Here is a 25538-nt window from a genome sequence, read left to right as displayed (position 1 = left end):
CGCCCCGACGATCCCCAGGAGCCGAGCCGCGCGGCCGCCTCTCAGAACATCACCACGCCGCTCGCGAAGACGTCGAAGGTGTTGCTGTCGCTCACCCAGAACCGCCTCCCGACCGCGTTGATGGTGGGCCGATAGTTCGGGTTCGGAATACCCGTGGCGGAGACGAACTCGCCGACGTTGAGCTCGTTGCCGCTCTTGCACGGGCCCGACTGCCCGATGTCGTCCTTGAACGTCGGGTTGCACGGCTGATCGCCGGTGATCCCGTGCTTCTGATCGTGCGTGAACCCGAAGCCCAGGTTGAACTTCACGTACTCGCTCGCCTGCCACGTCACCGACGCCTGCCCGCGGATCGACGCGTATTGCTGCACGTCGGTCAGACCCGTCACGTAGGTCTTCTGCGAGCCCTCGTCGATGATCGAGATCGGCTCCCGCATGCCCGCCGGCGCGTTCTCGTCGTAGTTCGGGTTGCGCCGGTACTTCGCCCACTGCGGCTGGCGCAGCGAGCTCGCCGTGCTCGCGCCGAGCGCGTCGAAGATCTCCGAGTAGTCGCGGCCCTCCGACGTGTACGTGCCCTGCACGCGCAGATCGAAGGTGAGCCGACCGAACTTCTCGCGGTTCTCCCACGGGATGATCATGAGCCCGAGCGTCATCGTGCCGCGGATCGGCGGACGGTTCACGAGCGAGCCTTCGAGATCCGTGAGGCCGTAATCCGAGTCCTCCTGCTGGAACTCGAAGAGCGCCGAGAAGCCGCCGTACGGCTCCAGGTACTTGATGCGCTTCGAGACGAGCGTGTGCACCTCAAGCCCGATCGTGCCGCGCGTGACGCCGGCCTCGCGCTCGGAGACGTCGAAGCCCTCGAGGCCGCCGTCCGCCTGCCCGTTGCGGTTGATGTCCGACGGATGCGCGCACTGCACCTGCCCCGAAGGCGCGTCGGGGTTGCACGCGTGCATCGGCGTGCCGAGCGAGAAGCGCCCCTCGACGCCGAAGAGCAGCGTGGGCTTCGTGCGATCGCGCGCCTGGTTCATGAACGCGCTCGTGTCGAGGCCGACCGCGAGGTACTCGAGGCCGCTGCGATCGGGCGAGTTGAACGGCAGGCTGAAGAGCTGCTCGCCCGGCGCGCCCGCGAGCACCACGCTCTGCACGCGATCACTGCCGTCGAGGCCCGTGAGCTCGCGCGAGTTGTTCAGGATGATCGGCGCGCGGAGGTAGAGCGCGAGATCCTTGTAGAGGCCGATGTCGACGCGCGGGATCAGGCGCGAGGTCTGCTCGCTGAACTGCGCCACGTTCATCAGGTTCGAGGTGAACCCGCCCGACGTGAGGCCTGGCCCGAAGATGTTCGTCTCGCGCAGGACCTTCGCGCTCTTCGTCGAGTACTGGAAGCCGAGGCTGATCGCGATGTCGAACGGATCGCCCTCGTCGAAGGCGTCGATCACGTTCACCACCTCGCCGGGCTCCTGCATCACGCGCGGCTCGGTGGCGCTGCGCGGTTCGTCCGCGCGCGCGCCGGTCGTCACGAGCGACGACGCGATTGCCGCCACGAGAGCGAGCGAGACAGGCGATCCCAGGCCCCGCCGCCCGAGGCGAAAACCATTGCCCTTGCGATCGCAGAACGTTGCGCCTTCCATGGCAGACCTTTCCGTTGGACGGACGCTACCGGCGCTGGGGCGAACGTGTCAATTGGAACTACCAGGAAACCCGTATGCCCCAGGCGGCGCGGCCCTTCTCAGGCCCCGGGGAGGGGCGATGGGTCCGAGGGGGGCTCGGGGAGGAAGCTGTCGCGGGGACGCGGCTCGGTGATGGGCGCGTCGTCCGGCCCCGGCTCGATCTCGTCCGGGAAGATCGCGTCCGTGATGTCCTCCGCGTTGAGCTCCTCGCGCGCCGAGCTGAGATCACGCGAGGTCTGATCGAGCCGGTCCGCGAGCACGCCGAGGAACTGCCAGAGCAGCTTCACCGCGAGCTCGTGCTCCTTGCGCAGGATCTCGAAGAAGTCGTTTCGATGCAGCACGATGAGCTCACTCGGCTCGATCGCGGTCACCGTGGCCGATCGCGGCATCGCGCGGATCAGGGCCATCTCGCCGAAGTGCTCACCCGGGCCGAACTCGTTCAGCACCGTCTCGCCGCGGCTGATGCGCACCTGGCCCGAGAGCACGATGAAGAGCTCGTCGCCGCGATCGCCCTCCTGCACGACGACCTGATCGACGTCGTAGGAGACCACGTCCGCGACCTGCATGATCCGGAGCATCTCGCGCTCGGACAGGCGCGAGAAGAGCGGCATCTTCGCGAGCACCTCGCGCTTGAGGTGCAGCCGCCGCGCGCGCGTATCGTCCTGTTTGTCGCCGGCCCCGAGGCGAACCAGGATCGCGGTGATGTTGTCCTTGCCGCCCTTCCGGTTCGCGAGATCGATGAGCTCGCGCGTCGCCGTCTCGCCGTCGGCCTCCTCGAAATACGGCTCGAGCTCCGCCGTGTGCGCGATGTATCCATGCAGGCCGTCCGAGGCGAGGAGGAACTGATCGCCAGGCAGCACCTCGATGGTCAGCGTGTCGACCTCGACGCGCTCGTAGACGCCGACGGCGCGCGTGATCGCGTTCTTCTGCGCGACCTTCTCGATCTGATCACGCGTGAGCTTTCCGCGCTTGATGAGCTCGTTGTAGACCGTGTGATCCTCGGTGATTTGCTGCACCTTCCCGCCGCGCAGGAGGTAGATGCGGCTGTCGCCGACGTGCGCGATGAAGCCGTGCGAGGCCACGATCAGGAGGGCCGACAGCGTCGTGCCCATGCCGCGTTTGTTCGCGTCTTGTTTGGCTTCGTCGTGGATCTTCGCGCAGGCTCGCTGCACGGCGAGCTCCAGCATCGCGAGGATCTCCTTGGCGCCTGCCCGACCGCTCACGCCCTCGCGCGCGTACTTCTCGACGACGTCCTTGTGCTTCTTGACCTCCTCGTGGATGATCCGCACCGCGAGCGCGCTCGCCACTTCGCCGGCCGCATGCCCGCCCATGCCATCCGCGACGATGGAGAGCGCGAGCTTCTTGTCGACGAGGAAGTTGTCCTCGTTGTGATCACGTACGCGGCCTACGTCCGTCGCGGCGTAGAACTGGATATTTTCGGACAGCGCCATCGGGCGCGAGGCTACCACGGGGAGTCGAGCGCCCACCACCCCCTGCCCGGTTCGCCCGAGGCCTGGTGAGCGACCATCCGCCGCCCCGGGGGCGCGACGTATGTCAACGAATCGTTGCGATGGTCTGGTGGTTCAGCGAAAGGAGCCGGCCGTCCTCGGTCCAGAGCTCTCGCTGTTCGACGGAGTATCCGTCGGCCGCGACGAGCACCTGGCCGCGATGAAACAGCGGCGCGTCGGGATTCACGACGTCGAACGGCGGAAAGAGCTGGAGCGTGAACGAGACGGTGCCGACGGGGCGCGGCTCGGGCATGATGGAAAACGCCGCGGGCCAGGTCGCGTCCGCGAGCGCCGTGAGATACGCGGCGTCGAGCTTGGGGCACGGCGGGCGCAGGCGCACCCAGGTCTCCGCGACCGGCGACGAATGCCTCGAAAAAGGCAGCGGGCCCGTCACGCGATACTCGAAAAACTTCGCGAACGTCGGCCATTCCCCCGACGGCATGGGCGCGACGTCGTTCCACGGGGTGAGCCGAGGCGGAGCGATCTCGCGGAGCGCCGTGGAATCGGCGCGCATTTTTGCGAGAATGCCGACGGCGTGCGTGATGACGGATCCTTCTTGCACCACGCGCGCGGCCACGGTGGTCATGCCCGAGCCACGGCGCAGGACCTCGACCAGGACTTCCGCGGGGCCGGGCATCAGCGGGCCGCAAAGCTCGGCCGTCAGAGTGCGCAGCGGCCTTGCCGCGTCGTCCTCGGCCGCTTCGAGGGCCCGCACGAGCACGGCGAGGGAAAACCCTCCAAACGCGCCGCGCCCCTGCTGCCAGCCATCGGGGACGTCGAGGGAATATCGTCCCGGCGCGACGAGGCGCGGGGTCGTAAGAGCGACGAAATCAACCATGGGATCGGGCACTTCTAGCACGCGGCCGGCCCCACGCGCACGTCAGAGCGGCTCGCCGCGGAGCATCGACAGGAGGACACGTTTCTCCGTGGCATCCGTGACGACCTCGAGGACGCGGTTGATCTCCCGCACGGCCGCCGCGACGAGCAGGGTGCGAGCGCGCGGATCCTCCGCGGCTTTTGCGGCGAGCGCGCGCACGGCCGGATGCGAGCGGTTCAGGACGAGCTTCCCCGATTCCGCGTCGAACCGCAGAGGCCGCCCGCTCCGCGCATACCGCACGCCCGTGACGACCTTCGTCGGCGCGAGGCCGAGCTTGTCGATCGCCTGCAAAAGCGAGGGACCAAGCGCCCGCGTGGCCGGCTCCACCGGCTCCGGCGGATCGAAGAGCAGCACCACGCGCGACACGAGCCCGCCGAACCACGAGGAAGCAGGCTCCTCCTCGATTTCGCCTTCGGCTTCCGGCGCCTTCGGCTCGACGACGTCGGGCGCGACGAACGGCGTGACCTCCAGGCTCGGCGGCTGCGGGGCGGTTGGCACGACAGACCCATAGGTGAACGCGTGCACGGCCGCGAGCACCGCGGGCTGCATGGCCTCGGGCGGCGGCGCGGCGCGCATCTCCTGAACGATCCCGCCAAGCTCTCGAACGATTCGCGTCCTCGCCCGGAGCACCGAAGCGAGCACGCCGCCGTCGCGCAAGACGAACGGCGGCGCCTGTCCGGGAAAAACCCCTTCGATCGTGCCCTCACCGCGCGTGACCCACACCTCCCCTTTCGCCTCGACCTCCGCCACGATCTCGGGCGCCGGCACGCGTGATCCATCGGCCGCCACGACGTCGAGCTCGCCCACGTCGCCGCCGAGGAACTTCAGGATCCACCGATACCCATCGACGAGCTCCGCGGGCGCGCCCTGCTCCGCGGCGGACTCGACCATTTCCATCGTCCGCTGGAGGAGGAGCTTCGTGAGCGCCCCGTGGGTCTGCGCCTTTTCGAGGTTCCCGACCTTGGTCGGCGCGACGAGCAGCCGCCCGCAGACCGGCACTGTCCCGTCGAAATGCTTCAGGCCAGGGATTTCGTAATGGCGGGAAACCGTCTCCTTTTGCGTCGCGTCCCGCACCTCGATACGCCCCGCGCCGGCCCAGGAGGGCGGCAGCCAAAGCATTCCCTTCACGAAAAGCGGGACGCCGGGGACCGGGCCGTGCACGGTGAGCTCGGCGAGCACCCCAGGCGGCGGGACGAACCACATTCCGATGCGCTCGTTCGCCTGCCCGACGACGCGCGTCCGCAGGCCCTCGCGCGCCGCGTGCCCCTTGATCCCGTCGAAGCCGCGATTCGTCGGGAGCGAATCGTCGTTCACCACGGCGAGGACGGGCCAACCGTCGCCGTCGAGCACGCGGCAAAGCGGACGCCGCGTCGTATGCACGTGAATGCCACGCGCGGCCGCGTGCTCGGGCATGAGGATCCCGATCTCGCCGAGGACGCCTTCGCCGCGGAACGGAACGACCTCCAGGCATTTCGCCCGCTGCGCCTCGTCGAGGCCGATGAAATCGAGCGGCCGGGCGAGCTTGCGTTGCTCCGCGGCGAGCTCGCGTCGGAGGGCCTGGGACACGTCCTCGAACGCGGCGCGCGAGCGGATCGCCTCGAACTCCTCGGCCGTGAGCGCGAGCGGCGGGCGCGGGCGCGGCGACGTGGGATACGGCGGCGGGAAGTTCACGTACGGATACGGAGACGAACCATCCCCCGCGACGTCCGCGATCGAATGGTATCCGCCGAGGATGTCGGGGAACACGCGCATCGCGGTCCGGCGCTTGGCGAGCGTCTGATCCTTGCGGGAATGGGCGCAGACGACCCGGCGAAGCGAGGCCCGCACGAACGAGGGCAGCTCGTCCAGCCGCTCGGCGAGCGATTCGAGGTGCTTCTTCGCCGATTTCGTGAGATCCACGGCGAGGTCGCGTTTGTCCTTGTCGTCGAGCTCGACGTCCTCGACCCGCACCTTCGCGCGGAACGGGAACATCCCTTCGACGTCGAGCGCCACGACCACCCCGCGCAGGGTCTCGACCTGCACGTCCGCGCGCCCGCTCTCCGTGAGCTCGATCTCCCCCTCGTAATGCGAATTCAACGACGCCAGATCGACCCGGAGCGCGGGGTGCGCCGGCGCGCCCGGGAGCCGTGGCCGGCCCTGCGCCGCCTCGCCCGTGCGCCGCGCTTGCAAGGCCGCGAGGGCCTCGCTCACGTCGACGAGCTCGTATCCCATGCCAACGAGGATCTCGCGCAGGAGATCCCCCTCGGGCGAGGCGGGCGCGAATACGATCGGCGCGTCGAGCTCGCTCCCGCCGCGCGTCGGCGGTTGCCATTGTGAATACCGCTCGCGCCCGTAAAAAAGCTTGCTGCTGCCCGGGACGAGCTCGGCGAACGCGCGCTCGTCGCCTTGCACGGTGGGCCAGCGGAAATCCGACGAACGGAGCGCGAAATCCGCCTGGAGAACGTCGGAGCGCGAGCGGTCCTGCGCCGAGACCTTGTACAGCCGCGCGACGAGGCGTAACACCCGTATGTCCCCGAAAAACGCGGCGCGCTCTCGTCCCTTCGCGTGCTCGACGAGCCCGGCCGCGAGCGAGCAGGCCGCCGAATAAACGCGCGCCTCCGCAGTCGCCACCCCCGCGGGCGTCACGCCCGAGAACGGCACGACGAACGCCTCCGAGGCGAGGAGAATACGCGCCACGACGGGAACGGGCATTCCGGTGAGCTCTCGCGTGCAGAGCAGCCGCTTGTCGAGGAGGATCTCGACCTCGGCCGCGGGAATCTCGAGCCCACGCTTGGGCAAGGCCGCCGCGACGGACATCGACGTATCGGTCTGCTCCTCCTCGTACCAGAGCGCCGTCAGCCCCTCGGGGTCGGCGAGCGGCCCGCAAATGAAGGGATCGAGCGCGGGTTTGGCACGAAATACCCGCCGGTCGTACTCGGTGCGCGCGCCTTGCCGCCGCGTTTCGAGCTCGTCCTTCGCATTCTTGGCGCGACCGCCGGCCCACCGCTCGAACGCGTACGCCTCGCGGTCGTCGAGGCAGAGGACCGGGCGCCAGGAGAGCGTCGGAAAATCCGGCGCCGCCCGGAGGAATGGAATCATCTCCGGCTCCGGACGCCTTTTCCGCACGGATTCGAGCGAGACGAGCTCCGGCCGCCCCTGCTCGTCGAGGACCTGCACGAGCGGGAGCGCCTCGATCCGCTCCGTGAGCGGGTGATTCCTGTGCCGCGTGATCGCCTCGATGACGTAGGCCCGCAGCAAAGGTCCCGGCACGCCCGTCGGCGGATCCTGGAGCGCCGCGCGCGCCTCCGCGTTTCCTTCGAGCGCCGCGACGATCCGCTTCAAAAGCTCGTCGCGCACGGGCACGAGAAACCCCAGGTCCCGCGTCCACGCAATTCGATCCCACGACGCCGAGGGCACGAGCCCGTCGTATTCGACGACGATCGTGGCCGGCTCGATGTACTTTTCGGTCGCGGCCACCTGGAGCAGGACCCCTGCGTGAAGCCACAGGATCTCGTCCTTCCGGGCCGGCGCGATGACGCCTCGCCCCTGCTGCACCTCGAAAGGCATCGAAGGCAACACCTCGGCAAACGGCCCCTCCGCGCGCCGCGACGCGCAAAGCTCGTGGAACATGGCGAGCCGCGGCGCCACGGGCTCGCGGGGCTTTCGCAAGGCCCGCGCATAAGGGACCAGGGTGACGCCCCGAAACACCTTTTCGAGCCAGCCGAGCTCCAGATCCGTGACGGCGACGACGGGCCGCTTGTCCGGAGCAACCCCCGTGGTCCCCGGCGGCGCGTGGCAAATGGCATTCGTGCGATCGATGTACGTGCGTAGCTCGGCGAGGCTCAGCGGGAGTCGGTCCGGATCGGGCGAGGGCCAGAAGCTCCGGGTCCAGATGGGCGTGTACGCGGAGAGCGCAGGCTCGGGCGGAGGGTTTTCAATGCCGAGCGCCTCGGCCGCGAGCACGAAGGCCCCGACCGCGGCACGCACGAGCGGTCGCAATCGTTCGAGATCCGCGGCCCGTTTTTCCTGGGCGAGCCGCTCGACGTGCGAGCCGAGCGCGAGGAGCGAGAGGCGTGTGAGCTGGAACATGGCGAGGCGCAACGCGTCGCTGTCGTGCACGCCCTCGTAGGAAAAACGGGGCACGATCTGCCCGTCCCAGGCAAGGGCCGCGTCGATCGCCAGCGGGAGTTTGTCCCGGTCGACCGTGATCGTGTCGATGTGCCGCCCCTCGACGTACACCCGGACGGTCGTGGGCCGCTGGCCCGAGCCAATGCCCTCCGCGCCGAGCGCGAGCTGCCCGCGCAGCCCTCGAAATACCCCATCTTTGACGTGAAACGTCTCCTTGACGACGTGATCCGGCTCCGGCGGCACCGCGGGCTCGCTGCGCGGCCGCGCATGCAGGCGCCGCCTGCGCTCGTGCGCGGCCTGCGCTGCCGCAATGCGCTTCTCTGCGCCCTGGATCTCGAAATCGACGAGGATGCGCTCCGCGAGGCGACCCCGCGCCCAGACGACGTCGTCGAGCCAAGGTTCGAGCTCCGCGGACGCGGGCTCCTTTCCCTCGAAGACGTACGCGGTGCCCTTGTCCCGCGAAAGCAAGGATAGCGGCGTGAGCGGCCCGCCGACCGCATTGCGGAGGAGTGGCAATTCGAGCAGCGCCCGCGCCTGCTCCGGTAGATCCCCGCCGCGCATTTGCGCCCCCGCCGCGACACACACGAATGCGCCGAGCGCATCTTCGAGCCGCGCTTTGTCGTGGTCGAGGACCTCCACGTCGGGCAAAGGTTTTCCCTCGCCCGTGACGAGCGCCACGAGCGTGCGCAGCGCATCGACGAACCCGCTCCGCGCCGCCTGCTCCGCGCGGAGCGCGAGGCCAGCATCCTCGCGTAATGCGGAGCGCGAGGCATTCGTGGGCAGCTCGTCCGCGTCGACGAGCACGCGAACCGGGAGCTCGACCTGCGCGTGCGCCGCGCTCGGGAACATGGGCTCCGCCGCGAAGGGCCGGCGCAAAAGAAGGACGCCGAGCTCCAGATACTCGACGACCGGCGGCCCCGCGGGCACCGCGAGGATCTCGACGACGCCGCGCCGGATGTCCTTCTCACGAAATCGCACCCGCAAAAGAGCCGGCGGCCGCGGCGCGAGAGAAAGTTTTTCCCCGGCCCTGCGGAGCGCGAGCGGCGCGTCGTGCATCGCATCGGCGAGGAGCCCAATCTCACGCGGAAGCTCCCGCCGCGCCGCGCGCTTCAACGTCTCGAATCCCATGCGCCGGCGCACGTGCACCCGCGTCCCCCGCTCCGGCATTCCCTTGGGCAAAGCAACCCGCTCGACCGCCGGCAGCGGCGCATCTTCACCCGCGAGGACCGACGGCACGAACCGCACCCGCGCCGCCTTCCCCTCCCCTGCTGCACGAATATGAATGTCGACGAACGAAGGCCCGAGCCCGAGCGCCGCATTGACGCCGAGCGCGAGCCCCCGCAAAGCGCGCCCCGAGCCCCCGGGATCCCCGAGCACGTGATCGAGCAGCCGCGGCAATTCATTCTCCGCCACGGGCTCGCCGTCGAACACGAATACGACGTCGTCGGCGTCGTATTGCACGTCGAGGAACATGGCCCCCGAAGCGACCGCGGCCCGCGCGATCTCTGCGGCATACAGGTGCAGATCGACGAGCAGATGCTCGCGCAGCTTGGCGAGCGCGCGCCGCGCGTCGACACGAATGCGCCCCCGGGCGAGGATCTCGCGCCCCTCCTCCGCGATTCCGGTCATGCAATCACCTTCGCCGAAGCCTCGAAGAGCGAATCAGAGACCTTTCCGGACGGATCTTCACGCGAGAGCAAGAGGATTCGCGCGAGCAGGTGCGCCGCGACGAACACATCCTCGCGGGCCCGCTCACGCGCGGCAAGCACCGCCTCGTTGGTCACGTCGAGCAAGAGCCCGCCCCGGACCCGCTCCTCGCCCCACCCCCGATCCGCAAACCCCATCCGGCAAAGCCAAACCCCGACGCCGACGCATCGCACGTCGCCCTGGACGAGGACACAAGGCGAGGCAATGGAAGCGCTCGGCCGCGCGAATGCCACCCGATCGACCCGAATCCCCGCCCCGCGCAGGGCCTTTTGCACGCCGAGACAAAGCTCCCCATCGGCCTTCGTGAATTCCTCGCCCGAAAGCTCGTGGAGGAGCACCCAATGTTTTTCGACCGCAAGCGGCCCCGGCAAAGGCCCCCGCGCCGAGAGCGACGAGGCGATGGCCGGATGCGGCACGAGCACGACGGGCTCTTCGACCTGCGCGAGCGCACGGCCGAGATCGTCGGCGATGGGCGCGACGTACATCTGCTTGCGCTTGAAGAGCTTCCCCTCGGAAGCGACGTGTTTCCCCTCCCAGGCCGCCACGAGCGGCAAGACGATCTCGTCTTTGGGCAAAACGAGCGGCGGCGCACAAGCCGCCTCCAGCAATGCCACATACGAAAGGACGACCTCCTCGTCGTACGGTGGCTTCGCTTTCGCGAGATCCCGCGCCGCCCGCGCGAGGCGCGAGCCGAGCTCTCGCGCGAGGGATCCCCGGACGAGGAGCCGCACCTGCGAGACGACGCGATGAAACGCCCGATCCCGGAGCACGTTGTCGCGGCTCAACGTATGCCGCAAATGGGGACTATCGACGCGAAAGCGCACCTGCTCGAGCCCCGGAAGGAGAGGCTCGGTGGTCTCGAACAGCGTGAGCCCGCGATTGTAAAACCCCGCAAACGTAGGCTTCCCCCAGGCCGAATCCTCGGGCGCGGGCGGCGTCGCGCAAAACCGCTCCGACCCCGCCGAAGGCCCCACGACGATATGCTCCCCACCCCGATGCGTCTCCACGAAAATCGGCGCCGGCACCCCGAGCGGCCCATCCATCCGCCGCGCCCCGCTCGTCTCGGGCCGATCCGGATCGGACACGTGCAATTCAATGGGCACGGCCGCATACCTGCACCACCGCAGGAGCGCCCCCTCGATCCGAGCCCGATGCGCCTCGAACCGATCCGCCTCCATGGTCTGATGGAGCGAAACGATCGTCCCACTCCCGGCCCGCGGCGCGAGCCGTTCGAGCTCATACCGATGATCCCGAAACAATCGCACGCGATGGCACGCGCCATCTCGCCAGGTATCAATCTCGACGACCTCGGGATCGACGGCGAACACGCTGACGAACCCAACACCATACTTGCCGATCTTGGACGAATCCCCCTCCTTGGAGGAATTGAACAGCGTGAGCAAAGGCCCTTCGATGACGGCCCGATCCATGCCCACGCCATCATCCTGCACGGAGGTCGCAACACTCCCCCCCGAGCGCTCGACGCGCACGACGATGGCCGTCGCCCCAGCATCGATGCTGTTCTGCACGAGTTCCCGAACGAACGCATGCGGATCGGCAAACTGCCGAACCATCTCGGCCACCGGCCCCGCCTCGGGCCTCTCCGCCACCTCACGCTTGCGCTCGGAACGATACGGCATGCCGTCCACGAGGCTACCACAACCCCCGCAAACCAAGCCGCCGACGCCACAAGCAGGTAGCAAGAGGTCGATGGGAAGGTCGCACCACGGGCGAGAGGTGCCACAACCGACCACGGACCGCACTTGGCCCTTGACTCGTCCAAACCGCCACGTACGATCCCGCGGTCCTTCTTCCCGAGAAGGACCGTCGTGCCCCCGTAGCTCAGTGGATAGAGCAGCGGTTTCCTAAACCGAAGGTCGCAGGTCCGATTCCTGCCGGGGGTGCTGAGTGATTCCACGTAGTTAGCTCCTCTCGCCGTCCCGCCGCTGGATAGATCCTGGATAGATCGAGGCGGGCGGCGGGGGCGAGCAGAGCCCCCGGCGCGAGGTGGGCGTACCGCTCCGTCGAGTCCCTCGACGCGTGCCCGAGCTGGGCGGCGACTTGTTCGAGGGTCCACGGATCGCCCCACCATCCGGCGACGAGGGACGAGGCGCACGTGTGGCGGAGGTCGTGCCATCGGACGGGGCGGCCGTCGTGGCGGCGCTCGGGGCGGAGGTTCGCGGCGGCGAGCCACTCGGGCCACTCGGCGGGGGCCTTCTTCGCCTGGCGGCGTGCTCCCGAGGGGAGCGGGAACAGGAGGCGGTGCGGGTTCGGGCGCGCGGCGACGATCGGGAGCCACTGATCGAGGGCCCAACGCGCGAGGGGCAGGATCGGGATGTGGTAGATCTTGCCGTTCTTGCGCGGTTTGCCGTGGGAGCCGTAGCGCACGGTGATCATGTTCCGCGCGAGGTCGATGTCCGTGAGGTGCTGCGCCCACTGCTCGCTTTCGCGCATGCCCGTCCCGAGGGCGAAGGCGATGAGGCATCGGCCTTCGAGGGGGATCGCTTCGCACGTGATGAGCGCGGTTTGCTCCTCGGGGGGGAGGTACGTCCACGGGTCGTGGGTGCGGGCCTTCTTCTTTTGAGGGAGGCGGACACCGCGGGCAGGGTTCTCGGCGAGGTGGCCGGCCTCGATGGCGGCTTCGAGGGAGCAGCGAAGGAGGTTCAGGCTGTACTGCGCGGTGTCGTGGGAGATTTTGCGGTCCTTCGTCTTCTTGTGACCCTGCCCGGGGGCAGCCTTCTTCCGGAGGAGCTCGCGGCACCATTCGCGGACGTCCTGCGCGCGGATCGAGGCGATGTGCCAGTCGGCGAAAAACGCGGTGTCGATGTGCCTCCGCCAGCGGGATCGGTCGGTCTTGACGTCGCGGTTTCCCCCAAGCTCGCGATCGTCCAGGTAGCGCACGCCCCACGATCGAAGCGTCAAGCCTCCGGGCTCGACGGCGTTGCCCTCGGCGAGCTCGCCGAGCGCGGCATCGAGCAAGCGTTCGGCCTCCTCGTACGTGGCGCACGGGCGGAGGCGCGCACCGGCTCCGGGGAGGCGGGGGCGAAACGTGCCATTCGGCATCGGCTCGATGGTTCCGCGGCCTCGCCCGCGGCGCTTGGTTTGCTCGCTCATTTCGTCACTTTGAAACCGAGGCGGCGCAGATCTTCCCGCGCGCGCTGCCGATCGATATCGCTCGGCGGTTGAAGGGGCGGGGCGACAGGGGCATCGAAGCGGACGGCGCGGCGCGGGGGCCGGTTCGGGCCCTCGGCCTCGTCGTCCTCGGGGGCCTCGATGAGGTCGGCGATCCGGCGAAGGAGGAGGGCGATCTGCGTCCACTTCCCGCTGACGTGATGGCGGGCGGCTGCGGCTCCGTTGGCTTTCGGTCGTCGCGCCATGGCAACACGCTCCCGGCCCGCGCGATCAACGCGAGGCTCGCCAGACGGTACTGGCAGGCGGCAACCATGTCAACTGCCAACATGGCGCATCCCTGCCCTACGTGGCGCGCGCTCGGGCGCGCGTCGGCTTCTTCGCCGGGGCTGCGCCGGTGATCTCTCGCTCCTGGGCGAGGAAGGCTTCGCGGGCGCGGAAGGCGTCGATCCACCACAAGACGGTCCGCGTCTCGGCATCCTTGACCGGCTTCCCGAGCACGGCGCGGATCGCCTCCTCGTCGACACCTCCGTCTCGCGCGATGCTCGCCGCAAGGGCGCGATTCGGGATCGGGTCTTCCTCCGTCTCCTCCATCGGCCCCTGGCCCGTCATGAGCCACTCCATGTTCACGCGCAGCGCCTTCGCGACGCGCTGAACCGTCGTTGCGGTCCCTCCGAACTTCCCCCGCTGCTTGCTCTCGAGCCTGCTCGTCGTCCCCTGCGACACGCCTGCGAGACGATCGAGCTCGGTGCTCTTGATGCCGCGGAGCTGACGGGCCTGCTTGACCCGGTCCCCAAGATCCATGGCTCGATGCTGCGCACGGTCCGGCCGTGGTTGCAAGCACCTTTTGCCCCCGTCCTACGTTGTCACTTGACAACTAACAGTCGGCGGGTTGATCGTGGGCTCGATGTCGGCGGCACGATCGACGGACGGGCGGGGCGAGATCCGCGGCGAAGGGACGCTCGCCGAGGTGCTCGATGGGCGCGCGGGATGGCATCTCGCGACGGCGGACGCTCTGGAATTCGCCGAGGAGCTGCCCGACGGCTGCGCGCATGCCGTGTGGATCGATCCGCCCTATTGCTCGGGCGGATACACGGAGACGGCGCGGCGGCAGGCGCGCGGGATGCTCAGGCATGGGAGCGTCAAAAAGCTCGGCTGGTTCATCAATGACAACATGGGCTCGGCCGGGCTCGTGTGGCTCCTGCGGTGCGTGGCGGTTCAGGCGTTTCGCGTGCTGGTCGAGGGCAGGAGCCTCGGCGTTTTCTATGATTGGAAGATGATCCCCCTCCTCGCTCCGGCGCTCGAATCGAGCGGGCTCCGGTGGCAGGCGATGGTGGTCTGGGACAAGGAGCAACCGGGGCTCGGGACGGGGTTTCGTGCGCAGCATGAGGTGGTGCTCCATTTCGTGAAAGGAACGGGCGTCTTTCACGACGCGAGGACGGGGAACGTGCTGCGGCAGGCGCGGATCCCTACGACGGACCGGAATCATCAAACGGCAAAGCCTCCGGACCTGATCGAGCGGTGCCTGGCGGTCGTCGCTCCTCCCGGGGGCCTGGTCGTAGACTTCTTCGCGGGCGGCGGCTCGACGGGGGTTGCCGCGCGGCGGCTCGGGATGCGGTTCGTCGGAAGCGAAATCGATCCGGGGATCGCAGCGCATGCGCGGGAGGCGATCAAGTCGCAATGCACCGACGCGCGGCGGCTGGTGAAGGCGAATCAACTCGGACTGTTCGGGGAATAGGATGGTGCTTGATCCTGGGGTGCTCGGCTCGCGTCCAAGCGTCGTCGTGATCGCGCTCGGCGCGATCCGCAACGCTACGCGCGCCGACTTGCAACTGGCGGAAAAGGCCGTGCTCCTGGCCCTCGCGCTACGCATGGATCACGAGGGGATCGCGCGGACGAACCACAGGACAATCGCGGGGGATCTCGGGACGTCCAAATCGGTTGTCGTGGAGGTGGTCGCATTCCTCCGAAAGATCGGCGTGCTTTTGGTCGAGGGGCCGACGGCGCGGAGGCCCGTGATGGCGTTCCGGATTGCGCTCGACGTGCTGGGCGGGCCCAGCGGGGAGCCTCGGCGGCGCGTGCGGGCTCGGAGGGAGCTGGACCGTCCGGCGGTTCAGCCTGGACCGCCTAGCGGTTCAGGGGATGAAAGGGCCTCGAACGCCGGGCAGTCCAGCCTGGACCGCCCAGCGGTTCAGGAGGGCGGCGAGGTCGAGGGCGGCGCGGTGGATGCCTGGACCGCCCGGCAGTCCAGCGGCGACGCGGTGGACAAGGGTACCTGGACCGCCCGGCAATCTACCCTGGACCGCCCGGCGGTTCTGCCTGGACCGCCCGGCGGTTCTGCGGAGCTCCCTTCTCTCTCTCTGTCTCTTGATCTGGATCCTGATCGTGAAAGACAGAAAGAGAATTCAGAGAGAGGGGCGACGAAACCGGGGAGCTCCAAGCGTCGGGCTCGAGGCGCGGCGCAGGGGGAAGCCGCGCCCGGTCAAATGGGACTCGTGAGCATTGCCTCGACGAGCGACGAAGGCGGGACGACGAAACGGCGAAAACCGCTGACACCGCTGCCGGATGGCTGGGCTCCCTCGCCCGGGATGCGTCAATGGGCGTTGGCCCAAGCGATACAGGCCGGCCTCGCGTGGACGGAAGCGGACGTGGAACACGAGAGTGCCACGTTTTGCAGCAAGGCGAGGGCGAAGGACCAGCGCTGGGCGGATTGGGGGGCAGCCTGGGAAAATTGGATCCGCATGGGGATCAAGTTTGCCTGGAAGCAGGGCAAGACCGAGGAAGCGCGGTCGGGGGGCCCTGGTCCACGTCGGGCGGTCGGGGCGCAGCCGCTGTTCTCAACCGAGCCCATCGAACGGGTGGACGAGGACGAATCTGCGCCGGTTTGTGCGGGAGGTAATTACCTATGACGGGCGCGAGGCATTCGGCGTCGGCGGATGTGGATTGGGAGCTCTTCCCGATGCCTCGGGAGGGCGCGTATCCGTGCCGGTCCGGATGCGGGGGGACAGCGCGGCTGCCTGGGATCTGCAAGGCGTGCGCAACCGAGGAGAGGCGAGCGGCCTTCGATGCGGAGCTGCGCCCGGCGCTGCGCTCGATTCCGGCGCGGTTCGAATGGGCGGTGCCGGGCGGGGACGAGCTCGCGGAGCGGCTGAAAAACGAGCGGATCCAGGGGTGGGCACGGGTGCGGCGGGAGCTGATGGCGGCTTTCGAGGCGGGGAAAAACGTGGTGATCCTCGGGCCGGAGCCGCAGGTGGGGAAGACGTCGGCGGCGTGCGTGGTGCTGCGGCACGTGATCCAGCGGGGGACGTTCGATGCTCTTCCCGCCGAGGTGCGGGCGGCGCTCGTGGGGAATGCGGCGCCTTCGAGGCCGCTCGCGAAAACGGGGGCGCCGAGGAGGCCGGCCCACGTGGAGGTCGCGCTACCGGAGCAAGTGCGGATCGCTCGAGGGGCGCGGTTCGTGGCGGCGCGGGCGCTGCGGGGGGATTCGGTGGCGGCGGAGGCAGCGCGGGAGCTGGCGAAAGCGGCGACCGTGCTCGTCCTGGATGACGTGGGGGACGAGCTCGATTCGGCTCCCGAGGGATCAGGATGGATTCCGGATCGGGTGGCAGGGACGCGGGAGGTGATCGATTACCGGCACAAGGAGCCACGACTGCGGACGATCGTCACGACGTGGTTATCCGAGGAGAGGATGGCGACGTATTACGGGGGCGGGACGGCGAAGCGGGTTTATGGGCAGGCGGCAGTGGTATTCATAGGGGCACCGTATAGACCATGATGCGAGGCAGGCGGCATAGACCAGGCTCAGGCCCCTTGGTCGAGGTTCCTAGCGCTGACGGTCAGACGCATTCTTCATTTGATCGAGTGCGCGTCCGCCCATTCACGCAAGCCACCGGGCGCCACGGGTGAGCACGGGCCACCAGTCCGGCTGCCAGACGAGCCCCAGTTCCGCGGGCCGGCGAGGCACGCGTCGAAGGCGGCGACGGTGCTCGTGCTGGATGAGTCAGGGGACTAGCTCGATCTGGCACCCGAGGAGCGCTCGGCGGCATGGCGTGCGGCAACTTAATCAGTATCGCCACGAGGAATCGATGGATCGCTATCTTTTTTGGCCATCAATTCGAATCCACCACGAACGGTGGCAGTAAATAGAATCTGTCCGCCCGTTAGACCTGCAACAAAATCATTGAATCCGAAAAGAACAGGCACATGGAGTCCCAGCTCCAGTTCATTAAGCCTGACCGCCAACCCCAATTGGAAGCCATGCCAGGACGTGTCAGTGGTACCCAGCACCAACTTTCTGAATTCAGCGCGGGACGCTGATATGAGGTCACCCATAAGCCACCGCGCGGAGTACCCGAGGGATGCAATGGCCCACATTCTATTCATCGGAGCGAGCCTCAACCAGAATCGTAAGCCGACGCCGAAAAATCCGGCCCCTGAGCTTGCAGAATACGACTCGGTTACGCTGGTTGCGCCAGTGGAAGGGTCCGGCGCCTCCAGCTGTCGAATTGCCTTCCACGTCGACTTACCCAATTCGACGCGCAGCATTGGACCCCAATCAAGCGTAAAATCATCATTGCGCTTCACAATCCAGACCATCGAGTCAACACCGACTTCGCCGGATACAGCAGTCGCAGCGGGTGTTAACAGGAATCCTCCGAATTTATCGGCAATGACCGTAGGCTCAGTACCCACACGAGCGATGAGATGGAAGGCTGTCCATGGTCCCTCGTAACGAAAACCAGCACCGCCGGCACCCGCAGGAGAGGCAGAAGAATCGGTGGTTGCTCCGCCCGCCACATTTTGTATAACCGCCGCATCTTGTTGCTGCTGAGCGATTTGCAAGTATCCTGCACCGATTACCCGGAATGATCGATATGTTGATTTTGGCGTTGACGCTGATTTTGATGCCGGTTCTGATGCCGGTTCTGATGCCGGTTCCGATGCCGGCTCCAATTCCGATTGTGCCATCGCATCACGTTCTGCGACGATAAGGCTAGCAATCGCACTAGCCGTAGTAAAAATGGTGAACATTGTATACTGCAGGACATAATAGGCTCGGTTGAAATGGTGCTTGTTCAGGTTGAAGTATCGATGATTCATAGCGCGCTCCCTGCTCTCTTCGTGCATCAGCGATGGGATATCTTATCGCTCCCCAACACTCAATGTGTGAGCGAACAACCGTCGGTTGTATCACAACACGTGTGGCAATTGCAATCCCAACGTTCTCTCCCTCGTTCCCTGGGGCAGCCACACTGGAAGTCTTGTTTGGGCTCGGAGGCTTGGACCGCGCTCGACAGCGTATTTCTGCCGCCCCCGCATCCGGGGGGGTCGAAGTGGCAGGAATGAAGGCGGCGGCGCGGCGCTCGCGCGTGCTGCTCGGCGACGGCCGCGAGCTCGGCGCGATCTGCCACGGGGGGTTCGGCCGAGCCGCACGTTGCGACGCTCGGCGAGGACCGGGGCGGGCGATCCCGCCGAGGACGAGGGCCCCGGGTCGGCCCGGGCCGGTCGGGCTGCTCGAGGGGGCCGAGCTCGGCGAGCGGCAAGGGGTCGATCGGCTCCTCGGCGAAGGGCCGGGCATCGGCGCGAAATCTTCCCCGAGGCGCGCGGGCCTGGACCGCGGGCGGCATTTTATTTTCCCGCGTGGTTCTGCTGGGTTGCGCGTGAGGCGCGGCAGAAAGGGTGCGGGGCTGATCGGCTTCCTTCAACCTGGGCGAGGTGCGTCGTGAGTGGGTTGCGGTCGAACTGGGGCGCGTCGGTCGAGGCGGCGGTGTGGGGTTCGTCGGGCGAGGTTGGGGAGGCGAGCGACAGCGAGGAGGAGACCGCGCCGCACGTGCCAACGCGGGGAAAGGCCGGGGGCAGGGGGCTCGTCAGCCTGGCGGAGGAGGCGGTTGTGCTAGGGATCCGGCCAGAGGGTAGCGGATGGCGGAGGCGCGTGTTACGGCGGTTGCGGGCAGTCGAGCGGGAGTCGGGTGTGAAGCTTTGTGCGGCGCGGAAAGGACGCGGCGGAAGCATGGTAACCCTTGACGGCCTGCGGCGTGCGTATCCGCTACCATTTATGAAGCTGGACGAAATTGAGAACTTACGGGCGAGAGTGGACGGCCTGGAACGACGGATCGCTCTGGCGGAGAGGGCCTTGGAACCAGGTAACCGACTGCGAAACGGACGCGCAGGCACCACGGCAAAAGAACGGGCCCGTGCAGACAGCGAGGAAGCCAACCGATGAACAATGCTATTTGGGAAATTCTGGACCACTGGGGATTACTATCCGACGATTTTCGTCCCGGACGGTACTCCATGAAGGACTGGAAACGCATGGCCGAAGCTCTCGAGCGCTCCTATACGAGTCCAATCGAGCAAGTTCTCTCGTCGGTCCACCTTGGACTTTCTCAGGGCACTCGTGTTGCAGAAGGGCATGAGCCCCCGCAAGACATTGCCGCTCCCGTGGTGATGTTCGAGCGCGTCTGTCTACCAGATCCAGTGTTTTCGTTTTTCTCTCGCACAGCCGCTAAGGCGTGGGAGTTGCTACCTGAATCCGGATCTGTGCACTTGATTGGCAAACGTTCTATACACACTGCGCCATCTTCTTTCTGGACGGTGCCGACGACTGGCAGGCGGACGCTCGTAGATAAGACGCTGCCCCAGATGTTGCGACAACTTAAGGAGCTTCGGCCCTTGGTCGAGGTGGGAGCAATCGCGCTTGTGCCGTGGGAACCAATCCTATTGCGGGACGCAAACGCATTGCATGAGGCAACCCAAAAACTCGCCCGCAGCCAGTACGCCACGGAGCTGACCCAACGTTACAACCAAATCGAATACAACTACGGGGTTCGCGTCGGCGCCATCGGCATAGAAATGAAGGACCCGCCCCCTGGCAGCAACACCGCGCCAGGTGAACCTCTATGGTGGGAAGAAAAGCGCCCGATGCTCCATCTTGGGTTGCTCAACGCAGCGTTCTCAAAGGCAACCGCAGCAAGCTTCTTGCCGGATCGACCAGGCGATCGCGCTGTGTACGATTTCGCTCGATCAGGTGGACGCGTAACTCAGCCAACGCAACCGATCGCGGAACACCTCACCATTCCTGCATTCTCAAAGGCGCTATGGCCTGACATTGTGGCCTTGCGCAAGAACTCGGTAGCTCTTGCGGAACTACGCGCGATTATTCGTGATGCCTCAGCAATTGATGACGAAACGAGCATTCCGGTGTTGCGCAATCGTCTGGACGAGGCAGCGGCAAGACTCAAGGAAGACGCTTCTCTGTGGAAAGCTGTCAAATCGACGGCGCAGGACGCTGCAATCATGACCACCATTAGTGGTGGCGGCGGCTATCTTGCGGCGGGCCCTGACGCAGCTTTCATCGCGACTCTGGGCGGTGGAGCTGTTTCGTTCTTGATGAATTTGGCACGTGCCAAATGGAATCCGCAGCGTACAGCAACTCAAGATGCATCTGAGCTATTGGTGCGACTCTCGGATAACCTGAGTCCTAAGTAGCGATGAGTGATGTGGCTCGAGTACATGCTGCGCTTGTCGTTACTCAAATCGGGCAGCGGGACCGGTGACGTGCGGGAACGAATGGGACATTAAACGATCCACATCCAGCCCATTCCCTCCCAAGAGGGAAGAGGCATGCCCCCCACCCCCCGCCCCGAGACCCCCCAAGCCCGCTACCACCGCGTCGTTCGCGAAGTCCTCGACGCGCGCGGCCGCTTCTGTGAGTGCTGCGGCGTTCCTGCCCGCCACGTTCATCACATCATCCCCTGCTCCGTCTCCGGCATCGCCTCCGAGCTGGTCTTCGATCCGGCCAACCTGATCGTGATCTGCAACGATTGCCACATGCTCATGCACCCGCTCATCCGGAGGCCCTCATGGACGAAAGCCGCGAAAGGCCGCGGGATCGCGCTCAACCGTTGACCCCCGAGGAGGCCGAGCGCGCCTCCGCCGAAGGACGCCCGGTCCCGAACCCGGATCCGCCTCGGCTCGATGCCGACGTCAAGACCCTCCGCTGGCTTCTCCGCGTCGAGAAACGCCGGCTCAAGGAGGCCGTGCGCATCGAGCGGGAGCGGCGGATCGTCTTCCCCGAAACGAGCGTGATCCTCCGCGACGTGCATCGGCTCCTCGATGCGATCGCCATTCGTGAGGGTCGCCTCTCCTCGCGCACGGCCACGGCACCCGAACCCGGGCGCTTCGAGGGCGGCGGGAGCGGCGGGGCGAGACCTCGGGACGAATTCGACGATTTCCGCGCGCTCCTGGAGTAGCCATGTCCGGTCGCCCCTCGCTGCGTACACCGGAGGTCGAGAAACAGATCCTCGACGCGCTCAGGCTCGGTCAACTGCACCGCCCGACCGTCTGCAAGCTCGTGGGCATCTCCCCTCGTACGCTTCGGGCCTGGCGGAATCAGGATCCCGAATTCGACACGAAGCTCCGGGCCGCGGAGGCGAAGGGGGAGGCGCGGCTCGCGCTCATCGCGACGCAGGGCGCGGAGGAGGATCCTCGCCTCGCGCTCGATCTGCTCCGGGCGCGGTATCCCGAGCGCTGGGGCCGAAAGCACGCCCAGATCGAGGCGCAGGTGAAGCTCGATGGTGAGCGTCCGCCCGGCCTTCCGCGCGCGCTGCGGCCCGTGTGGGATGCCGCGGTGAAGAGCAATTGGAAGGACCGCGCGGCGTGCCGCGAGCTGGAAATCTGGTGGGCGACGGGGCAGACGGAACGGCCGGCGCAAATCGAGGCGCTGCGGCGGCTCCTCGGCGAGCTCGAGGCCGAGGTGGGAGGCAAAGACCATGGGCCCGAAGGGGGCGCTACCTGATACGCGGGCCGGCGTCTGGATGATGGCGCAGCGGGCGCGGGTCGCTGCGTCGCCCTCCGATGGCCTGGCGGAGTTCGTACCGGCGATAACGCCGGGGTATTCGCGGCCCGATCACCTCGCCCCCCTGGTCGAGCTGCTCGAACGCGCGCGCCGCGAGCCTGTCCGCGCGGTGGTCCACGCTCCGCCGCGGCACGGGAAGACGGACACCGTGCTCCATGCGATTGCGTGGTATCTGCGGAAGGATCCGGATCTCGCGATTGCGTACGCCACGTACGGGATCGAGCTGGCCAACAGCAAGAGCCGCGACGCGCGAGGCATCGCCCGAGCGGCGGGCGTCGTGCTCGATGCCGGGGCGAAGGGTGTCGGCGAGTGGCGCACGCGTGAGGGTGGGCGAGCGGTGTTTACTGCGTTGAATGGGTCGCTCACGGGCAAGGGGTTTCGCGTGCTCTTCGTGGACGACCCTTTCAAGAATCGGATCCAGGCTGAAAGCCCGACGTACCGCGCGCGGATCTGGGACCTCTGGCAGGGTTCGACGATCAACCGCGTCGAGCCGGGCGGGAGCGCGATCGTCCTTGCCACGCGATGGCATCCCGAGGACCTCTCTGGGCGGCTGATTTCCCAGGGCTGGCAATACCTCCGCCTCCCGGCGCTCTCCGACGACGGACGCGCGCTCTGGCCCGAACGCTGGCCCGCCGAGGAGCTGCAACAACGGCGGCGCGAGGTCGGGGAATACACGTGGGCCTCGCTTTATCAGGGCGTCCCGAGGCCGCGAGGTGGGGCCGTGTTCAACGCAGAGCCGGCCCTCTACACCCCCGAGGCCCTCGGCGAGGTGCGGGAGTATCGCGACGGGATCGGCGTAGATTTCGCGTATACCGCGCGGAAGCATGCGGATTACTCGTCGGCGGTGGTCATGCGCTCGCACGAACCCGAACGGGGGCGGCGCGTGTACTACGTGCTCGATTGCCTGCGGAAGCAGGTCCTCGCGCCCGAGTTCGCGGCGGAGGGTGCACGGCTGCAACGGGCGCACGGGGGATGCAAGGCGATGGGCTACGTCACGGTCTTTGAAAAGATGATCGTTCCCTTCATGTCGGATCGGGGCTTCACGGTCGAGGCGCGCCGCGTGAAGGCGGACAAGTTCACGCGCGCGCAACCGTACGCGGCATCCTGGAACGACGGGCGCGTGCTCCTCCCCGAGAACGTGGGGCCGGATTCGTGGGTGAACGTCTTCCTGGCGGAGCATCTCCGGTTCACCGGGCAGGATGACGATGAGGACGACCAAGTTGACGCTGGCGCGGCCGCGCATGATCTGCTTTCGTCGCCCGCAGGGCGGATCGCGGGCTCGTTCTCCGCGGCGAACAAACGGCCGGTGAAGCTGACGAGGTATACCCGATGAACCGCGCCCCTCGTGTTCGGTACGCCCAGCATATTTTCGCGCCGTTGATGGGCTGGGATAACGATCGCGTACGGCAGGCGCTCGAACGGCATGAAGCGGGGGATTTCCGCGAGTCGGCGGACCTCGCCGAAGCTCTCTTAACCGACGAGCGGCTCGATGGCGCTCTCCAGCAACGGATCGACGGGCTGCTGGCGCTGCCGCTCTCCTTCGAGGTCTCCACCGAGACGGGCGACGCGGCGGCGGCGGAGCTCGCGCAACGGAAGGCGGCCGAAGTCTGGTGGCGCTTCTGTCCGGAGCCCGTTCTGCGGGACGTGCTGAAGTGGCTGATCATGCTCGGCGTCGCGGTCGTACAACTGAATTGGACTGAGGAGCGGGGGCAATGGCTGCCGCTGCTCGAGGTCTGGCATCCGCGCGATCTGTGGTTCGATGGGCACGAAATCACGTACAAGGTCGGCACTCCGACGGCGCAGATCGGCCTCGCTGCGGACCCGTACAAGTGGGCGGTTTTCGCCTCGGGGAGCCAAACCCCCTGGATGAACGGCGCCGTTCGGCGGGTCGCCATGTACTACCTCGCGAAACAACAGCTGTTCACGGATTGGGCGCATTACTCCGAGGTCTACGGCCATCCTACGCGGGTCGGGAAGTACCCCGCGGCCCTCGATGAGAGCGACGAGACGGCGCGGGAGCGGGACGCGTACCAGGACGCGCTCGTCAACGCAGGCAAGTCGCCCGTGATCATGCTCCCGGTGGACATCGACAGCGAGGGCAAGGCGGCGGCGGGCTGGGGTTACGAGCTCGTCCAGGCGGACGGCGCGAGCGCGGTCGAGGTCTTCGAGCGGGGGATCCGGTACTGCGACAGCGCGGCGGCGATGGCGATCCTCCGGCAGACGCTCACCATGGAGCCGGCGCCGATTGGCTCGCATGCGCTCGGGAAGGTCCACAACGCGGTCCGCCACGAGGGGAAGCGGGCGGATACCGAAGGGCTCGCGACCACGGGGCACTTCGAGGTGCTGCGGCCGTGGGCGCTGTTCAACTTCGGGGACGAGCGACTCGCGCCCTGGCCGAAGTGGGACACGAGGACGCCCGAGGAGCGGGAGGCGCAAGCCGAGGCCGAGGTGCTCGAGGCGCGGCGGCGGGCCGACGTGGCGAAGGCGGAGGCGGAGGCGCGGCGGGCGGTCGCGGAGGCGAGGAAGGCGGAGGCGGCTGCGGAGGCGGAGGCGGCGAGGCTCCGGGCCGAGGTGCTCGGGCGGTTCGCGGAGGCGGTGACGGTGCTCGAGGGAGGGAAGATGGCGGGGAGGGTCGACCTCGGCGCGCTCGCAAAAGACTTCCGCGTCCCGCTCGTGCGGGAGGAGGAAGGGCAAGAGCCAGGGCCGGTCAAGGCCCCGGCTTCGTGAATCGGCGCGGGTCGCGGTGCGCTTAGAACTTCAAGTGGCCAAGCGCCCGGCGAGGTGGTCCAATACGCGAGGGAATTGGTTGCCTCGGAGGCCGCGACCAACTTGACTCATCGGACCTCTCACTTTGGCGGGGCGGACACCTCCGCCTCTTTGGCGGAGTGGGCCGCGGACGTGCGCGGCGCGCTGCTGAGTCGGTGCTCTTCGGCTTCTGTTCCTCGGGCTCCTTGTTGGGCTGTTTCGGCTCGGATGTCGTGTCCATCAGCTCTCTCTTTCATTGGCAAAGGCGCTGCGGCATCGGCCGCGGCGCGATCATGCCCCTGCACCCTGTGCGGCACGCTGGTTGGCCCGCGCGGCGCATTGGGGGTTCGTCGGGACAGCGCCCACAATGGCGGCGCAGGACGCGCTCGTCAAGGGGGATCTGCACGGTCGCATGCGATCGTTTAATGGCGCCATGCGCTGGATCGCCCGAAAACCGGACCGAGGCAGATTCAGGATCTCTCATCCGGGAATTGGCTATCCCCTCGTCCGAAAACCGGACCGAGGCGGTTTTGGGGATCCTCATCCGGGAATCGGTTTCCCCTTCGCCCCAAAACCCGACCGTGCGGATTAGGGGATCCTCATCCGGGAATTGGCTATCCCCTCGTCCGAAAACCGAACCGAGGCGGTTTTGGGGACCCTCATCCGGGAATCGGTTTCCCCTTCGCCCGAAAACCGGACCGAGGCGGTTTTGGGGACCCTCATCCGGGAATCGGTTTCCCCTTCGCCCGAAAACCGGACCGAGGCGGTTTTGGGGACCCTCACCCGGGAATCGGTTTCCCCTTCGCCCGAAAACCGGACCGAGGCGGTTTTGGGGACCCTCATCCGGGAATCGGTTTCCCCTTCGCCCGAAAACCGGACCGAGGCGGTTTTGGGGACCCTCATCCGGGAATCGGTTTCCCCTTCGCCCGAAAACCGGACCGAGG

18 protein-coding genes and 1 tRNA gene are annotated in these 25538 nt (G+C 67.2%); 12 read left to right on the top strand and 7 right to left on the bottom strand.

Annotated features, from left to right (window positions below; genetic code table 11):
• Positions 1-41 precede the first annotated feature (41 nt).
• The 5 genes from QHF84_RS35720 to QHF84_RS35700 form a co-directional block, all read right to left on the bottom strand.
• Positions 42-1625 carry a hypothetical protein gene (locus QHF84_RS35720; protein ID WP_281318000.1) on the bottom strand — a complete coding sequence of 528 codons (1584 nt, stop codon included), beginning with the start codon at positions 1623-1625 and terminating at the stop codon, positions 42-44.
• A 98-nt stretch (positions 1626-1723) separates the two neighbouring features.
• A complete protein-coding gene (locus tag QHF84_RS35715; RefSeq protein WP_281317999.1) occupies positions 1724-3115 on the bottom strand; it encodes a Stp1/IreP family PP2C-type Ser/Thr phosphatase in 1392 nt (463 codons plus the stop codon).
• A 103-nt stretch (positions 3116-3218) separates the two neighbouring features.
• Complete coding sequence (locus QHF84_RS35710; protein WP_281317998.1) at positions 3219-4010, bottom strand: thioesterase family protein; 792 nt, start codon at positions 4008-4010, stop codon at positions 3219-3221.
• Positions 4011-4052: 42 nt separating this feature from the next.
• Complete coding sequence (locus tag QHF84_RS35705) at positions 4053-9785, bottom strand: hypothetical protein (protein ID WP_281317997.1); 5733 nt, start codon at positions 9783-9785, stop codon at positions 4053-4055.
• Positions 9782-11503 carry an ATP-binding protein gene (locus QHF84_RS35700; protein WP_281317996.1) on the bottom strand — a complete coding sequence of 574 codons (1722 nt, stop codon included), beginning with the start codon at positions 11501-11503 and terminating at the stop codon, positions 9782-9784. The genes QHF84_RS35705 and QHF84_RS35700 overlap by 4 nt, the downstream gene beginning before the upstream one ends.
• A gap of 191 nt (positions 11504-11694) precedes the next feature.
• Here QHF84_RS35700 and QHF84_RS35695 point away from each other — a divergent pair.
• Together QHF84_RS35695 and QHF84_RS35690 are read left to right on the top strand one after the other, a co-directional pair.
• Positions 11695-11767: transfer RNA gene (locus QHF84_RS35695), tRNA-Arg, on the top strand.
• Positions 11768-12200: 433 nt separating this feature from the next.
• A complete protein-coding gene (locus QHF84_RS35690; RefSeq protein WP_281317995.1) occupies positions 12201-13049 on the top strand; it encodes a hypothetical protein in 849 nt (282 codons plus the stop codon).
• A 288-nt stretch (positions 13050-13337) separates the two neighbouring features.
• Here the strand turns inward: QHF84_RS35690 and QHF84_RS35685 are convergent, their stop codons facing one another.
• Entirely contained in the window at positions 13338-13796 is a 459-nt protein-coding gene (locus QHF84_RS35685) for a helix-turn-helix domain-containing protein (RefSeq protein ID WP_281317994.1), read from the bottom strand.
• A gap of 103 nt (positions 13797-13899) precedes the next feature.
• Here QHF84_RS35685 and QHF84_RS35680 point away from each other — a divergent pair, with 103 nt between their 5' ends.
• The 3 genes from QHF84_RS35680 to QHF84_RS35670 are packed head-to-tail and all read left to right on the top strand — an operon-like array spanning position 13900 to position 16767.
• Positions 13900-14730, top strand: a complete 831-nt coding sequence (locus QHF84_RS35680; RefSeq protein WP_281317993.1) for a site-specific DNA-methyltransferase — start codon at positions 13900-13902, stop codon at positions 14728-14730.
• A 1-nt stretch (position 14731) separates the two neighbouring features.
• Positions 14732-15901: a hypothetical protein gene (locus tag QHF84_RS35675; protein WP_281317992.1), complete on the top strand. Its 1170-nt coding sequence runs from the start codon at positions 14732-14734 to the stop codon at positions 15899-15901.
• 50 nt (positions 15902-15951) lie between these two features.
• Positions 15952-16767: a hypothetical protein gene (locus tag QHF84_RS35670; RefSeq protein ID WP_281317991.1), complete on the top strand. Its 816-nt coding sequence runs from the start codon at positions 15952-15954 to the stop codon at positions 16765-16767.
• 284 nt (positions 16768-17051) lie between these two features.
• Here the strand turns inward: QHF84_RS35670 and QHF84_RS35665 are convergent, their stop codons facing one another.
• Positions 17052-18119: a hypothetical protein gene (locus QHF84_RS35665; protein WP_281317990.1), complete on the bottom strand. Its 1068-nt coding sequence runs from the start codon at positions 18117-18119 to the stop codon at positions 17052-17054.
• 1092 nt (positions 18120-19211) lie between these two features.
• Between QHF84_RS35665 and QHF84_RS35660 the strand changes: the two genes are divergently transcribed.
• From QHF84_RS35660 to QHF84_RS35630, 7 genes are all read left to right on the top strand, one after another.
• Positions 19212-20480, top strand: coding sequence for a hypothetical protein (locus QHF84_RS35660; RefSeq protein ID WP_281317989.1), 1269 nt, complete (start codon positions 19212-19214; stop codon positions 20478-20480).
• A 135-nt stretch (positions 20481-20615) separates the two neighbouring features.
• Complete coding sequence (locus tag QHF84_RS35655; protein WP_281317988.1) at positions 20616-20900, top strand: HNH endonuclease signature motif containing protein; 285 nt, start codon at positions 20616-20618, stop codon at positions 20898-20900.
• Entirely contained in the window at positions 20897-21244 is a 348-nt protein-coding gene (locus QHF84_RS35650) for a hypothetical protein (RefSeq protein ID WP_281317987.1), read from the top strand. The genes QHF84_RS35655 and QHF84_RS35650 overlap by 4 nt, the downstream gene beginning before the upstream one ends.
• A 2-nt stretch (positions 21245-21246) precedes the next feature.
• Positions 21247-21789 (top strand): hypothetical protein, encoded by a 543-nt coding sequence (locus tag QHF84_RS35645; protein WP_281317986.1) that lies wholly within the window; start codon positions 21247-21249, stop codon positions 21787-21789.
• Positions 21764-23182: a terminase family protein gene (locus QHF84_RS35640; protein ID WP_281317985.1), complete on the top strand. Its 1419-nt coding sequence runs from the start codon at positions 21764-21766 to the stop codon at positions 23180-23182. Before QHF84_RS35645 ends, QHF84_RS35640 begins: the two co-directional genes overlap by 26 nt.
• Positions 23179-24576 (top strand): DUF935 family protein, encoded by a 1398-nt coding sequence (locus tag QHF84_RS35635; protein ID WP_281317984.1) that lies wholly within the window; start codon positions 23179-23181, stop codon positions 24574-24576. Before QHF84_RS35640 ends, QHF84_RS35635 begins: the two co-directional genes overlap by 4 nt.
• Positions 24577-25243: 667 nt before the next feature.
• On the top strand, positions 25244-25538 hold a 295-nt coding region (locus QHF84_RS35630; protein WP_281317983.1), incomplete at its 3' end, for a hypothetical protein.

The sequence above is a fragment of the Polyangium sp. y55x31 genome, from assembly GCF_029946505.1.
GTDB lineage: Bacteria > Myxococcota_A > Polyangia > Polyangiales > Polyangiaceae > Polyangium.
Note: the sequence above shows the minus strand (reverse complement) of the source record. Positions and strands in the feature narration are given on the sequence as shown.